General features: G+C 31.5%; 9 protein-coding genes and 1 pseudogene. 9 read left to right on the top strand and 1 reads right to left on the bottom strand.

The window, feature by feature from the left end:
- Nucleotides 1–43 precede the first annotated feature (43 nt).
- From GQR95_RS12220 to GQR95_RS12180, 9 genes and pseudogenes are all read left to right on the top strand, one after another.
- A complete protein-coding gene (locus GQR95_RS12220) occupies nt 44–1213 on the top strand; it encodes an N-acetylmuramoyl-L-alanine amidase (protein ID WP_159023428.1) in 1170 nt (389 codons plus the stop codon).
- A 52-nt stretch (nt 1214–1265) separates the two neighbouring features.
- Nucleotides 1266–2252: an MlaD family protein gene (locus GQR95_RS12215; RefSeq protein WP_159023427.1), complete on the top strand. Its 987-nt coding sequence runs from the start codon at nt 1266–1268 to the stop codon at nt 2250–2252.
- 7 nt (nt 2253–2259) lie between these two features.
- Nucleotides 2260–3570 carry a (Fe-S)-binding protein gene (locus GQR95_RS12210; protein WP_159023426.1) on the top strand — a complete coding sequence of 437 codons (1311 nt, stop codon included), beginning with the start codon at nt 2260–2262 and terminating at the stop codon, nt 3568–3570.
- Between the two features lie 49 nt (nt 3571–3619).
- Complete coding sequence (locus GQR95_RS12205) at nt 3620–4411, top strand: (Fe-S)-binding protein (RefSeq protein WP_159023425.1); 792 nt, start codon at nt 3620–3622, stop codon at nt 4409–4411.
- Nucleotides 4412–4467: 56 nt separating this feature from the next.
- Nucleotides 4468–4953: an ABC transporter ATPase gene (locus tag GQR95_RS12200; RefSeq protein ID WP_159023424.1), complete on the top strand. Its 486-nt coding sequence runs from the start codon at nt 4468–4470 to the stop codon at nt 4951–4953.
- Nucleotides 4954–5048: 95 nt separating this feature from the next.
- The gene (serB, locus tag GQR95_RS12195; protein WP_159023423.1) at nt 5049–6272 is read left to right on the top strand and encodes a phosphoserine phosphatase SerB; all 1224 of its coding nucleotides are present in this window, start codon (nt 5049–5051) and stop codon (nt 6270–6272) included.
- A 263-nt stretch (nt 6273–6535) separates the two neighbouring features.
- Nucleotides 6536–9457 carry a glycoside hydrolase family 3 N-terminal domain-containing protein gene (locus GQR95_RS12190; RefSeq protein ID WP_159023422.1) on the top strand — a complete coding sequence of 974 codons (2922 nt, stop codon included), beginning with the start codon at nt 6536–6538 and terminating at the stop codon, nt 9455–9457.
- A 14-nt stretch (nt 9458–9471) separates the two neighbouring features.
- Nucleotides 9472–10600, top strand: a pseudogene (bshA, locus tag GQR95_RS12185) (N-acetyl-alpha-D-glucosaminyl L-malate synthase BshA).
- Between the two features lie 155 nt (nt 10601–10755).
- The gene (locus GQR95_RS12180; RefSeq protein ID WP_159023421.1) at nt 10756–13686 is read left to right on the top strand and encodes an FAD-binding and (Fe-S)-binding domain-containing protein; all 2931 of its coding nucleotides are present in this window, start codon (nt 10756–10758) and stop codon (nt 13684–13686) included.
- Here the strand turns inward: GQR95_RS12180 and GQR95_RS12175 are convergent.
- Entirely contained in the window at nt 13678–14547 is an 870-nt protein-coding gene (locus GQR95_RS12175) for a UDP-2,3-diacylglucosamine diphosphatase (RefSeq protein WP_159023420.1), read from the bottom strand. The genes GQR95_RS12180 and GQR95_RS12175 overlap by 9 nt on opposite strands.
- Nucleotides 14548–14726: the final 179 nt, after the last annotated feature.

Below are 14726 nucleotides of genomic sequence, written 5' to 3'. Positions count from 1 at the left end.
TAAATTTTAATAATAAACAGTTGCCTTTACAGTTATAGTATTTATGAAAACAAAATCTATTATATTTATATTACCAATTATATGTTTCTTCTTTTTAACAGCATTCACTAGTGATAAATCTCTTAAAACCAGTAAATTCGTTGTTGTTTTAGATGCTGGACATGGTGGTCATGATCCAGGAAAGCCTACCAAATTCGGGTTTACAGAGAAAGAAGTTGCTTTAAAAATTGTTTTAAAAATAGGAGCAGAGTTAGAGAAAAACCCTGATATTAAAGTCATTTATACCCGTAAAACCGATGTTTTCGTTACTTTAAGAGGAAGAGCAAAAATTGCAAATCAAGCAGATGCAGATTTATTTGTATCTGTACATTGTAATGCACACACTTCACAAGCTTATGGTTCTGAAACTTATGTTGTAGGTGTAGCTAATACAAAACGAAACTTTGATGTCGCTAAACAAGAAAACGAAGTAATTCTTTTAGAGGATGATTACCAAGCTCATTATGACGGTTTTAATCCTACTGCTCCAGAATCTTTAATTGGACTAACATTAATGCAAGAAGACTATATAGATCATAGTATTTTACTTGCTAGCATGATTGAAAATAATTTTACAAATAAATTAAAACGTAAAAGTAGAGGTGTAAAACAGGCTAGTTTATGGGTTATGCACAATACTTATATGCCTAGTGTACTTGTAGAAACTGGTTTTATAACAAATAACGAAGAAGGTCACTATTTAAATTCTAGTAAAGGACAAGCTCAAGTTTCGACAGCAATAGCAGATGCTATTTTAGAATACAAAAAAACATTAGATTTAAATGTCGGTGAAAATATTAGTGAATCAAAGAAGCTGCCTGAAGCGAAAGCTGTTACAGCCATTACACCAGAAGAAGTCGCTGTAAAAACGCCAGAACCAGAAGTTATAGAAGACACCGAAGTATCTAGTAAGGTAGAATTTAAAGTGCAAATTTCCGCAAGTTCTACTAAATTAGAAACTAAACCTTATAATTTTAACGGATTAAAACCTATAACTAGAGGACAAGTAGGTAGAATGTATAAATATTATTACGGTAGTTCTGCAACTTATAGCGAAGCAAAAAGTTTATTATCTAGAGCAAAAGCAAAAGGTTTTAATACCAGTTTTATAGTTGCTTTTAAAAACGGAGAGCAGGTGCATATAGATCAAGCTTTAAAAACAGCTTCAAATTAGTGAATCCTAATTTTATTATTTCTAATTTTGTTTATTAACTAAAAACATTGCTTTGAAGATATCAAAAGAAATCAAAATAGCAGTTCTTGTTATTGCAGGGATTATATTTTTAATATTTGGAATTAATTTTTTAAAAGGTGAAAATTTATTCTCTTCTTCTAGAACATTTTATGTTAACTACGATAATGTAGAAGGTTTAACATTATCGACTCCCGTTACAATTAGTGGTTTACCCGTTGGTAAAGTCAAGGAAATTAGATTAAAAGACGATGCAACTTTAGTAGTTACACTTCTTATAGATAATGATTATTCATTTTCTAAAAATAGTACTGCCGAACTTTACGATACTAGCTTAATTGGTGGTAAATCTATAGCCATTATTCCTGCTTTAGATAATGCAGAATTAGCAAAAGATGAAGATTATTTAGTTGCAAGTAGAAAATCTGGATTAACAGATGTTGTTGGAGAAAAATTAGCACCATTACAAAAGAAAATAGAATCGTTAACACAAAATGCAGATTCTTTACTTTTAAGTTTTAGTAATATTTTTGACGATAAAACAACAACAAATCTTAAAAATGCTATTGCATCTTTAGACCAAACAATAACATCGTTTAAATCGACTTCTCAATCTTTAAATGGCATATTAACGAGTAATGAAGCTAATATAAACAGCACATTATCTAATTTAAATAATACGACAAGTAATTTTTCTAAGATTTCAGATTCTTTAGCTGCAACTAATATTTCTGGTGTAGTAACAAATTTAGAGCAATCTTTAGCTTCTTTTAATGGCGTATTAGATAATGTAAATAAAGGAGAAGGTTCTTTAGGTAAGTTATTAAAAGACGACCAATTATATAATAACTTAGAAGGCGCCACGCTTCAATTAGAGCAATTACTTCAGGATATGAAACTTAATCCTAAACGTTATATTCATTTTTCTGTTTTCGGAAAGAAACCAAACGATTTTGATGCTTTAGAGAATCAAGCAGAAGATAACGGGACTAATATAGAAGTACATACAACTAATAACTAATTAATTTATGAGCATTATTCCTAACATATTATTCGCGATAATTTTAATTGCTGGTATCGGTTACTTTGCAAAAAATGTAAAGAAATTAATACGAAACATTAATTTAGGTCGAGATGTAGACGTTAGCGATAATACTTCCCAGCGTTGGAAAAACATGGCCAGAATTGCTTTAGGGCAAAGTAAAATGGTACATCGTCCTATAGCTGGTTTTCTACATATTATTGTGTATGTAGGGTTTGTAATTATAAATATAGAAGTCTTAGAAATTATAATCGATGGCCTTTTCGGAACACTCCGTATTTTCTCAGGTTTAGGAGTTGTTTACGGATGTTTAATTGGTGCGTTCGAAATTTTAGCAAGCTTAGTTTTTGTTGCTGTAATTATATTTTGGATTAGAAGAAACGTAATTAAATTACAACGCTTTTGGAAGCCAGAAATGAAAGGATGGCCAAAAAACGATGGAAATATTATTTTATATTTCGAAATGGTGTTAATGACATTGTTTCTTGTTATGAATGCAACCGATGTACATTTTCAAGCTATGAATAGTGGTAATGTAATTAGTCAATTTATAGCGCCTCTATTTAGCGGTCTTTCAGAAGGCACTCTTCATATTATAGAAAGAGCAGCATGGTGGATTCATATTATTGGTATTCTAACATTCCTGAATTACTTATACTTTTCTAAACATTTACATATTCTTTTAGCATTTCCAAACACATATTATGGTAGTGTAAAACCTAAAGGTGAATTAGATAATCTTGAAGCTGTAACTAAAGAAGTGATGATGATGATGGATCCTAATGCAGATCCGTTTGCACCTCCTGCAGAAAACGAGTCTGGAGAAGAAGAAGTTGCTAAATTTGGAGCTAGCGATGTTCAAGATTTAAATTGGGTACAATTATTAAATGCATATACATGTACAGAATGCGGACGTTGTACTAGTGAATGTCCTGCCAACCAAACAGGAAAAAAATTATCGCCTCGTAAAATCATGATGGACACCAGAGATCGTCTGGAAGAAGTTGGTAAGAATATAGATGCTAATAATGGTGTTTTTAACGACGATGGCAAACAATTATTTGGAGATTATATAACTAATGAAGAGCTTTGGGCATGTACCTCGTGTAATGCTTGTGTAGAAGCTTGTCCAGTTAGTATAAACCCATTATCTATAATTATAGATATGAGACGTTATTTAGTAATGGAACAGTCTGCTGCTCCTGTAGAGCTAAATAACATGATGACAAACATAGAAAACAACGGTGCACCATGGCCTTACAACCAAATGGATCGTTTAAATTGGAAAGACGAATAAGTTTTAATATGCTTAAAGTTTATAAACACATAAAATCAAAATAAGAAAGATGAGCGAATTACTAAAAGTGCCTACAATGGCAGAATATATGGCTCAAGGCAAGCAACCAGACGTTTTGTTTTGGGTTGGTTGTGCTGGAAGTTTTGATGATAGAGCAAAAAAAATTACCAAGGCATTTGTAAAATTATTAAACAAAGCGCATGTAGATTTTGCGGTTTTAGGTACAGAAGAAAGTTGTACTGGAGATCCCGCAAAACGTGCAGGGAATGAGTTTTTATTTCAAATGCAAGCAGTAACTAATATTGAAGTTTTAAATGCTTATGAGGTAAAAAAAATAGTAACGGCTTGTCCGCACTGTTTTAACACCATAAAAAATGAGTATCCAGAATTAGGAGGAAATTACGAAGTGATGCATCACACACAATTTCTAAAATCACTATTAGACGAAGGTAAATTAACTATTGAAGGCGGAAAGTTTAAAGGTAAACGTATAACATTTCACGATCCGTGTTATTTAGGTCGTGCAAATAATGTTTACGAAGCTCCTCGAGACTTAATTAAAAAATTAGATGCCGAATTAGTCGAAATGAAAAACTGCAAAAGTAAAGGACTTTGCTGTGGTGCTGGTGGTGCGCAAATGTTTAAAGATGCAGAAAAAGGCGATAAAGAAGTTAACGTTGCACGTACCGAACAAGCTATAGAAGTAAAACCAGATATTATCGCTGCGGGTTGTCCGTTTTGTAATACAATGATGACGGATGGTGTAAAAGCAAAAGACAAAGAAGCAGATGTAGAAGTTATGGACATAGCCGAACTTATTGCAAACGCACAAGATTTATAAGAATTCTTTAACGAATTTGGAATATAGAATACTGATTAAATACATAGAAATAAAAGATGTTAGTAGATTTTAATACATTACCGGAAACTTCAAAAGTTTGGATTTATCAAGCCAATCGTTCTTTTTCAGATCAAGAATTAGAAGAAATAAAATCTAAATTAGATGTCTTTATAGAAAATTGGACTGCGCATGGTGCAGATTTAAGTGCTGGATACGAAATTAAATACAAGCGTTTTATTATTCTTGGTTTAAATCAAGAAGTAAACAATGCTTCAGGATGTTCGTTAGATGCTTCTGTGCATTTTATTCAACAATTAGAGAAAGAATATAATGTAGATTTATTAGACAAAATGAATGTATCTTATAAACAAGGAGAATTTGTTGCTTATAAAACGTTAACCGAATTTAGAAAAATGGCTAAAGATAAAGCAGTCTCTAAAAAAACAATTGTCTTTAACAATCTAGTCACTAATATTGCAGAATACAATGAAAATTGGGAAGTTCCTGCAAGCGATAGTTGGCATAACAGATTTATTAAATAGTCTGATTTTCAAGATATAAAAGCTATTAATGTTTATTATAGTGCTAAAACTAAAAGGCATTTTAATTTTTTCAACTAAAAAACCAAAACAATATTATGAATAATGAGATTATCTTATTAAACATTTCAGGACAAGATAGGCCAGGATTAACGTCTAGCTTAACAGGTGTTTTGGCAGAATCCGGAGCAAAAGTTCTAGATATTGGACAGGCGAATATTCATGATACATTATCTTTAGGAATCTTATTCAAGATTAAATCAAAGAAAAAATCGGCTGCCGTTTTAAAAAATATATTGTTTAAAGCTTACGAACTTGGTATCAATGCAAAGTTTACACCTATTACTCTAGACGAGTATGAAAAATGGGTAACACTACAAGGAAAAGATCGCTATATCGTAACGCTTTTAGGAGAAAGGTTATCGGCTAAACAAATTTCAGAAGTCACTAAAGTTGTTTCAGATAAAAACTTAAACATCGATGCTATAAAACGATTAACAGGTCGTTTATCTTTAGTTACAGATGAAGAATACCCAAGAGCATCTATACAATTATCTATTAGAGGGCATATTGAAGATAAGTCTGATATTACAGAGAAATTCATGGAAATCTCTCGTAAATTGAATGTAGATATCGCTTTTCAAGAAGACAATATTTACAGACGAAACAGACGTTTGGTGTGTTTTGATATGGATTCTACTTTAATTCAAACAGAAGTTATTGACGAACTTGCAGAATTAGCAGGTGTTGGTGCAGAAGTTAAAGCAATTACAGAATCTGCAATGCAAGGGGAAATAGATTTTAATGAAAGTTTTGAAAAACGCATGAAACTTTTAAAAGGATTAAGCGAAGATGTTCTTCGTGATGTTGCTGTAAATTTACCCATTACAAAAGGAGCACGACGTCTTATAGATACTTTAAAAAGTTACGGTTTTAAAACGGCCATTTTATCTGGTGGTTTTACATATTTCGGACATTATTTACAAAAAGAATTAGGTATAGATTATGTATATGCTAATCAATTAGAAATTGTGGATGGTGTACTTACAGGTGGTTACCTTGGTGAAATTGTAGATGGAAACAAAAAAGCAGAATATTTACAAGACATTGCGAAACAAGAAGGCATAAATATTAGCCAAACTATTGCAGTAGGAGATGGTGCTAACGATTTACCAATGCTTAATCTAGCAGGATTAGGAATTGCTTTTCATGCCAAACCTAAAGTAAAAGACAATGCGCAAAGTTCTATTTCTAGCATTGGTTTAGATGGTGTTTTATATTTATTAGGATATCACGATAGATATATAGATTTAGTAGATTAATTGGTTAACATACAATATCATACACAAAAGCTTCACTTCTATTTAAATTAAGTGAAGCTTTTTATTTTTATAACTTTACTTGCACTCAGAAAAGAGTCAAATTAATCTTAATAATTTCAGTATAACATATTACCGCTATTGTATCTATAACTGTTAACTATTTCTTTATAATTCTATCATAAAGTCTTTTTAACTTCATTTTAAATATGGTAATTTGGCTTACTATTTGCAGTTAAGCTGTAATTACAATCAAATTGAATTTCATGCACAGAATTATATATATTTCCCTCATCTTTTTTAGTTGTCAACTTTCTTTTAGTCAAAATCCTACAAATCCCTTAGTTACCAAAGATGCTATTGCTCAAAAAAAATGGGTAGATAGTGTGTATAATGGCTTAACGCTTCCAGAAAAAATTGGACAGTTATTTATGGTTCGCGCCATGACAACGGCTAATACTAGAGACGTAAATAGTGTTAGAACTTTAATAAAATACAATCATATTGGAGGTATTATTTATTCTAAAGGTGGTCCTGTAAAATTAGCTAAACTTAATAATACCTATCAAGGTTTATCTAAAGTTCCGTTGTTAATTGGTATGGACGCAGAATGGGGATTAAGTATGCGATTAGACTCAACGTATGCATTTCCTTGGAATATGACTTTAGGAGCCATAAAAAACAAGCAACTTATTGAGCAAACAGGAAAACACATTGGCGAACATTGTAAGCGATTAGGGATTCATTTTAATTTTGGTCCTGACATAGATATTAATACAAATCCGAAAAATCCAATTATAGGAAATCGTTCTTTTGGAGAAGAAAGAGAAGAAGTTACTCAAGATGCTGTTGCTTTTATGAAAGGATTGCATAGTGCAGGAGTTATGGCAACAGGAAAGCATTTTCCTGGTCATGGAGACACCGAAACAGATTCTCATAAAGTGTTACCAACCATAAATTTTTCTAAAAAGCGAATTGATTCTATAGAATTGTATCCGTACAGACAAATGATTAAAAACGGTATGGAAAGTGTTATGGTTGCACATTTAAATGTCCCAAGTTTAGATAGTATACCCGATTTTCCATCGTCTTTATCTAAAGCAATAATTACCGATTTATTAAAAGAAAAAATGGGCTTTCAAGGCTTAATTTTAACAGATGCTTTAGAAATGAAAGGTGTTGCTAATTTTAGTAGTCCTGGCGATATAGATTTAGCTGCATTTATGGCTGGAAATGATATCTTATTAATTTCTGAAGATGTACCAAAAGCAATAGAAAAAATTACAGAAGCTTATAACAATAATATTATAACTGAGGACCGTTTAGCGTATTCGGTTAAGAAAATATTAATGTCTAAATATAAGATGGGATTAAATCATTACAAACCTATAGATACCAAAAATTTAGTTAAAGATCTAAACAGGTTAGATGATGATATTTTAAATGAAAAATTATTTGAGAATGCAATTACAGTTGTAAAAAATGATAAAGACATTTTACCTATTCGCGATTTAGATAAAAAATCTATTGCTTATATAAAAATGGGAGATGATGATGGAAGTCCGTTTTTTAATGAATTAAAAAAATATGCTAAAGTTCACGAAGTACTATCAGATTCTTACCAATATGTAAAAGATAAGCTTGTTAATTATAACACGGTTATTGTGGGCTTACATCGCTCTAATGCTTCACCTTGGAAAGATTATGAATTTACAACCGATGAAGTTCAGTTATTAGATAGTATTTCAAAAACACACCATGTTATTTTAGATGTTTTTGTAAAACCTTATGCATTGCTGGATTTACCAACTATAGACAATATAGAAAGTATTGTAGTTAGTTATCAAAACAGCGTAGTTGCTCAAGAAAAATCTGCACAAATTATTTTTGGAGCTATAGATGCTAAAGGTAAACTTCCTGTTTCTGTAGGAAATGGTTTAAAGGCTGGAGATGGTATAGATGTTACTTCAATATCTCGTTTAGGTTACACGATTCCCGAACGTGTAGGAATAGATTCTGAAAAACTTCATAAAATAGATGCCATTGCCCAACGCGCTATAGATGGACACATGACGCCTGGAGTTCAGGTTTTAGTAGCTAGAAAAGGAAAAGTAATATACAATAAGAATTTTGGAAGACACACTTATGATGAAAATTCTGAACCTGTAAAAAGTAGCGATTTATACGATATTGCTTCGCTAACAAAAATTGTAGCGTCTTTACCTTTATTAATGGAAATTGTAGAAAAAGATGATGAAATTTCAATAAATTCAACATTATCAGAGTTAATTCCAGAATATAAAGGATCAAATAAAGAAAATATTACCTTAAAGCAAATGTTATCGCATTATGCACGTTTAAAACCTTGGATTCCATTTTATGTAGCAACACTAGATTCTACTAAAATGCCAAGTCCAGAGTACTATAGTAATGCTCCAAGCGAACTTTTCAGTATAAAAGTGTTTAATAATTTATACCTAAAAAGAGATTATCCAGAAAAAATGCAACAAATAATTATGGATACAGACTTGCTTACAAAGTTAAAATATCGCTATAGTGACCTACCTTATTACATTTTAAAGAAATTTATTGAAACTTATTACGACAGAACATTAGACGAATTGGTCCAAACTCATTTTTATGAATCTTTAGGGATGAATTATACCACATATAATCCGTACTTAAAGTTTCCTATGAAAGTTATTGTACCTACAGAAAAGGACACCTATTATCGCCATCAAGTGGTACAAGGTTATGTTCATGATATGGGAGCAGCAATGCAAAATGGAGTAGGTGGCCATGCTGGAATTTTTAGTAATGCCAACGATATAGCTAAAATTATGCAAATGTATTTGCAAAAGGGTTTTTACGGAGATAAACGCTATCTTAAACCAGAAACTATAGATATGTTTAATAAAACATATTATTCTATTAAAGGAAATAGACGTGGTATAGGATTCGATAAACCACAATTAGGTACAAGTGGTCCAACGTGTGGTTGTGTGTCTATGAAAAGTTTTGGACATTCTGGATTTACAGGAACCTATACTTGGGCAGATCCCGATGAAGATTTAGTATATGTATTTATGGCCAACAGAACATATCCATCTGCAGAGATTAATATGTTATTACGAGAAAATATTAGAACAGATATTCAAGAACTTATTTACGAAGCAATTATAAATTAAGATGCGCATAGGAAATAAATTGTTATCCTACATTTGGAGGAAGCGGCGTAGTTGCCACAGAATTGGGTTTAGAATTAGCTAAACGCGGACACGAAATTCATTTTATTACGTATAATCAGCCAGTACGGTTAGATTTATTAAGTAATAAAGTACATTTTCACGAGGTTAAAGTACCTGAATACCCTTTGTTCCATTCAGCCTTACGAACTCGCTTTATCTAGTAAAATGGTAGATATGGTTAAGCTTCATAAAATTGAAATTCTACATGTGCATTATGCAATTCCGCACGCGTATGCTGCTTTTATGGCTAAAAAAATGTTGGAACAAGAAGGCATCTATATTCCTGTAGTTACTACACTTCATGGTACAGATATTACTTTAGTTGGAAGTCATCCGTTTTATAAACCAGCAGTATCTTTTAGTATAAATATGTCTGATGCTGTGACTTCTGTTTCAGAAAGTTTAAAAGAAGATACGTTTAGATTATTCGATATAAAAAAGGATATCAATGTGATTACTAATTTTATTGATATTGAAAAATATAAACATTCATTTACAGATTGCCAACGTGGCATGATGGCTCCGGATAATGAAAAAATCATTACACACATTAGTAATTTAAGACCCGTAAAACGAATTTTAGATGTTATTAAGGTGTTTTATAATATACAGAAAGAAATCCCAGCAAAACTAATGATAATTGGTGATGGGCCAGACAAAGAAGATGCAGAAAACTTATGTGAAGAACTGGGAATCTTAGAGAAAGTAGTATTCTTTGGTAGAAGTAACGAAATAGATAAAATTTTATGTTTTAGTGATTTGTTCTTATTACCATCAGAAACAGAAAGCTTTGGTTTAGCAGCATTAGAAGCTATGGCCTCTGGTGTTCCTGTTATTTCTAGTAATACAGGTGGAATCCCAGAAGTTAATGTACATGGTGTTACAGGATTTTTAAGTGATGTTGGAGATGTTGAGGATATGAGTAAAAATGCAGTCTATATTTTAAGTGATGAAGATAGATTGAAAGAATTCAAACAGAATGCAAAAGAGCGTTCATATAAATTCGATATACATAATATAGTGCCTCAATATGAAAAATTATACGAGGAAACTTTAGAAAAGAGTTTACATCTATTACAGTAACCACTTTTAAAACATACAATTACGCTTCAGTTTATTTATTAAACTGAAGCGTTTTATTGTTTAAAAATAGTTTTAAGTTAATAAGGTTGTTTGTTATAGTTACAATCTCTACATTTATTCTCCCTTAACAATGTTTCGTATTACTTAATAACATCATGACTACAGCAGTTTCTTTCAATTTAAACACATTAAGTCAAGCCTTAGATGGTGAATTATTTTTCGATGATTTAATGAAATCTATTTATGCTACAGATGCTTCTGTTTACAGAAGATTACCTTTAGCAGTTGCATATCCAAAACATGAAGCCGATTTAAAAGTTTTAATCGCTTTTGCAAACACTAATAATGTAACGTTAATTCCTAGAACAGCAGGAACCTCGTTAGCAGGACAATGTGTGGGAGAAGGTATTGTTGTAGATGTTTCTAAGCATTTCACAAAAATTATTTCAGTTAATAAAGAAGCACGAACAGTAACGGTACAACCAGGTATTGTAAAAGATTTTTTAAACCTTCAGTTAAAACCATACGGACTCTTTTTCTCTCCAGACACATCTACATCTAATCGTTGTATGATTGGCGGAATGGTAGGTAATAATTCTTCTGGAACAACATCTATTCAATATGGAGTAACTCGAGATAAAGTCTTGCAATTAAAAACCATTTTAAGCGATGGGAGCGATGCTGTTTTCGGGAATCTAACACCAGAAGAGTTTCAAGAAAAAACAAACTTAAAAAATTTAGAGGGCGAAATTTATAAGACCATTTTGTCTGAATTAGACTCTGAAACAGTAAGAACTAAAATTCATAAAGAATTCCCTAAACCTGAAATTCACCGTAGAAATACAGGTTATGCATTAGATAAATTAATAGATTCTTCTGTTTTTAAAGAATCATCTAAACCGTTTAACATGTGTAATTTGTTATCCGGAAGCGAAGGGACTTTAGCGTTTTCTACAGAAATTACATTGCATTTAGATGTATTACCTCCAACAGAACGTGTTATGGTTGCAGCGCACTTTAAAAGTATTGAAGATGCACTAATTGCTACAACAACATGTATGCAACATCATTTGTATTTATGTGAAATGATGGATAAAACCATTTTAGATTGCACCAAAAACAATTTAAAACAACAAGAAAACAGACAATTTGTAGTTGGCGATCCTAAAGCCATTTTAATGTGCGAATTAAAAAGTAACGATAAATCAGATGTAAAGTTACAAGCCAAAGCACTTATAAATGCATTAGAAACAGAAGGATTAAGTTACGCTAACGTTACACTTATTGATGAAGATATAGATAAAGCTATAGAGTTAAGAAAAGCGGGGTTAGGATTATTAGGTAACATTATAGGCGACAAAAAATCTGCGGCTTGTATAGAAGATACAGCTGTAGCTTTACCAGATTTTGCCAATTATATAAACGAATTTACAGCCTTAATGAAAGGCTATAACCAGAAAGCAATTTATTATGCACATGCCGGAGCAGGAGAGTTGCATTTACGTCCCGTTTTAAACCTTAAACTGAGTGAAGATGTAGTGTTATTTAGAAAAATTACTACAGACGTTGCACATTTGGTTAAAAAATATGGCGGTTCTATGTCTGGGGAACATGGAGATGGAATTGTTCGGGCAGAGTTTATTCCGTTAATGATTGGTGACGATAATTACAAAATTGTAAAACGTATTAAAACGGTTTTCGATCCTAATAATATTTTTAATGCAGGCAAAATTGTAGATGCTTTTCCTATGGACGAAGACTTACGTTATGTTCCAGACCGTAAAGAACCGGAGATAAAAACGTTAATGGATTTTTCGCATTCTGAAGGTATTTTAAGACAAGCCGAAAAATGTAATGGTAGTGGAGATTGTAGAAAACCACCAGAATTAGGCGGAACAATGTGCCCAAGTTATCGTGCTACTAGAAACGAGAAAGATGTAACGCGTGCAAGAGCCAATGCCTTACGTGAGTTTTTAACGAATACAAGATCTGGTGAAAATCCGTTTAACCATGAAGAATTAAAAGAAAGTTTAGATTTATGTTTAAGCTGTAAAGCGTGTTTAAATGAATGCCCAAGTACTGTAGATATTTCCAGTATGAAATCTGAATTTTTATATCAATATCAGAAAGAAAATGGCTTTAGTTTTCGTTCAAAATTATTTGCTTATAACAACAAAGTAAATGAATTATCTACACATGTTTCAGGTATAACAAATTTCTTCTTTAAAACTAAATTCACATCAGATATAATTAAAAGTGTTTTTGGAATAGCCGAAAAAAGAAGTATGCCATTAGTGTCTTCTAAAAGTTTAAATAAACACATTAAAAACATTGACAATAAAGAGGTTGGTAAAAAACACATTAAAACAATTCATATCTTTGTAGACGAATTTACAAACCTCCTAGATACACAAATTGGTTTAGATGCTATTGCATTATTACAAGGATTAAATTACGATTTAAAGTTCGTTAAACATGAAGAATCTGGTCGTGCATTTATATCAAAAGGTTTTTTAGAACAAGCTAAAGATTGTGCGACTAAAAATGTAAATATTTATAAAGATTTAATTTCTGAAGATACGCCTTTAGTAGGAATAGAGCCTTCTGCAATTTTTACTTTTAAAGATGAATATATTATTTTGGCAGAAGATAAAGACGCTGCAAAATATATTGCAAAACACACCTTTTTAATAGAAGATTTCTTGTTTTCTGAAGTCGAGAAAGGAAACATTACTTCAGAGCAATTTCATACAGATAAAAAAGTTATAAAAATACATTCGCATTGTCATCAAAAAGCAATGAGTAATCAATTATCAACGTTTAAAATTTTAAATCTACCTAAAGGCTATAAAGCCACAATAATTCCGAGTGGTTGTTGCGGAATGGCAGGAAGTTTTGGTTACGAGAAAGAACATTACGAGGTAAGTATGAATGTTGGAGAACAAACGTTATTCCCTGCGGTAAGAAAAGCAGCTCCAGATGTTATTATTTCGGCTAATGGAACAAGTTGTAGACACCAAATTAAAGACGGAACACAACGCGAAGCACTTCATCCTGTAACTATTTTAAGACGTGCTTTACTCTAATTTCTCTTTTTTAGAGGTCTTCTTTTTCTTCTTTTTATCAACTATTGTTATTGCGGCGATTAGATCTTGCATATCCATGTCTTTTAACTCTTCGTCTACAAAAAAAGGGGAGAGTTTATCGTGATTGTAGTTATACACTTTCCATCGTTTAAATTGGTATTCTAAAGCGGTGAAATTTTCAACCCAATCTCCAGAGTTTAAGTACATTGTTTTACCGTTCTTATTCTCTTTGATTAACATTTTTGGCTGATGTATATGTCCGCAAATCACATAGTCGTAACCTTGTTCTATGGCTAAATCTGTGGCTACAGCTTCAAAGTCATTTATGTATTTAATAGCGCCTTTTACACTATTTTTTATACGCTTAGATAGTGAATATTTTTCTTTCCCCATTTTCGCTAAACACCAATTAATGACCTGATTAATTAAGATTAGAAAATCGTAACCATAACCTCCAAGTTTTGCTAGCCACTTGGCATTTTGTATAGAAACATCAAAAATATCTCCATGAAAAAACCAAGCACTTTTTCCGTTTAATTCTGTGACGTATTTATCAACTATAGAAAAATTACCAATTGTAGCGCCACTAAAACGTCTAAGCATTTCATCATGGTTTCCTGTAATGTAAATCACTTCAATACCTTCAGAAGCCATATCCATTATTTTTTTTATGACTTGCATATGAGATTTTGGAAAATAACGTTTGTTAAATTGCCAAATATCAATAATATCTCCATTCAAAATTAGTTTAGTAGGAGTAATGCTATTTAAATAGGCATATAACTCTTTGGCATGACAACCGAATGTCCCTAAATGGACATCAGATATAACAGCAACTTCAATTTTGCGCTTAATTTTCAAGAATAACAGGGTGTTATAAGATTATTTATACAAAATACTTAAACACATGTTACCTTAACTTAAACTGCTAATTAATTAATAAATAGCTTTTTGTAAACTTAATGTTATCTAAGGGTATTTATTTTATTTAGCAATTCCTGGCATTCTATTTTATTTTTCGTAATAATACATTTAAATTA

Origin of the sequence: Formosa sp. L2A11, from assembly GCF_009796865.1 — a bacterium.
Taxonomy (GTDB): Bacteria; Bacteroidota; Bacteroidia; order Flavobacteriales; family Flavobacteriaceae; genus Formosa.
Note: the sequence above shows the minus strand (reverse complement) of the source record. Positions and strands in the feature narration are given on the sequence as shown.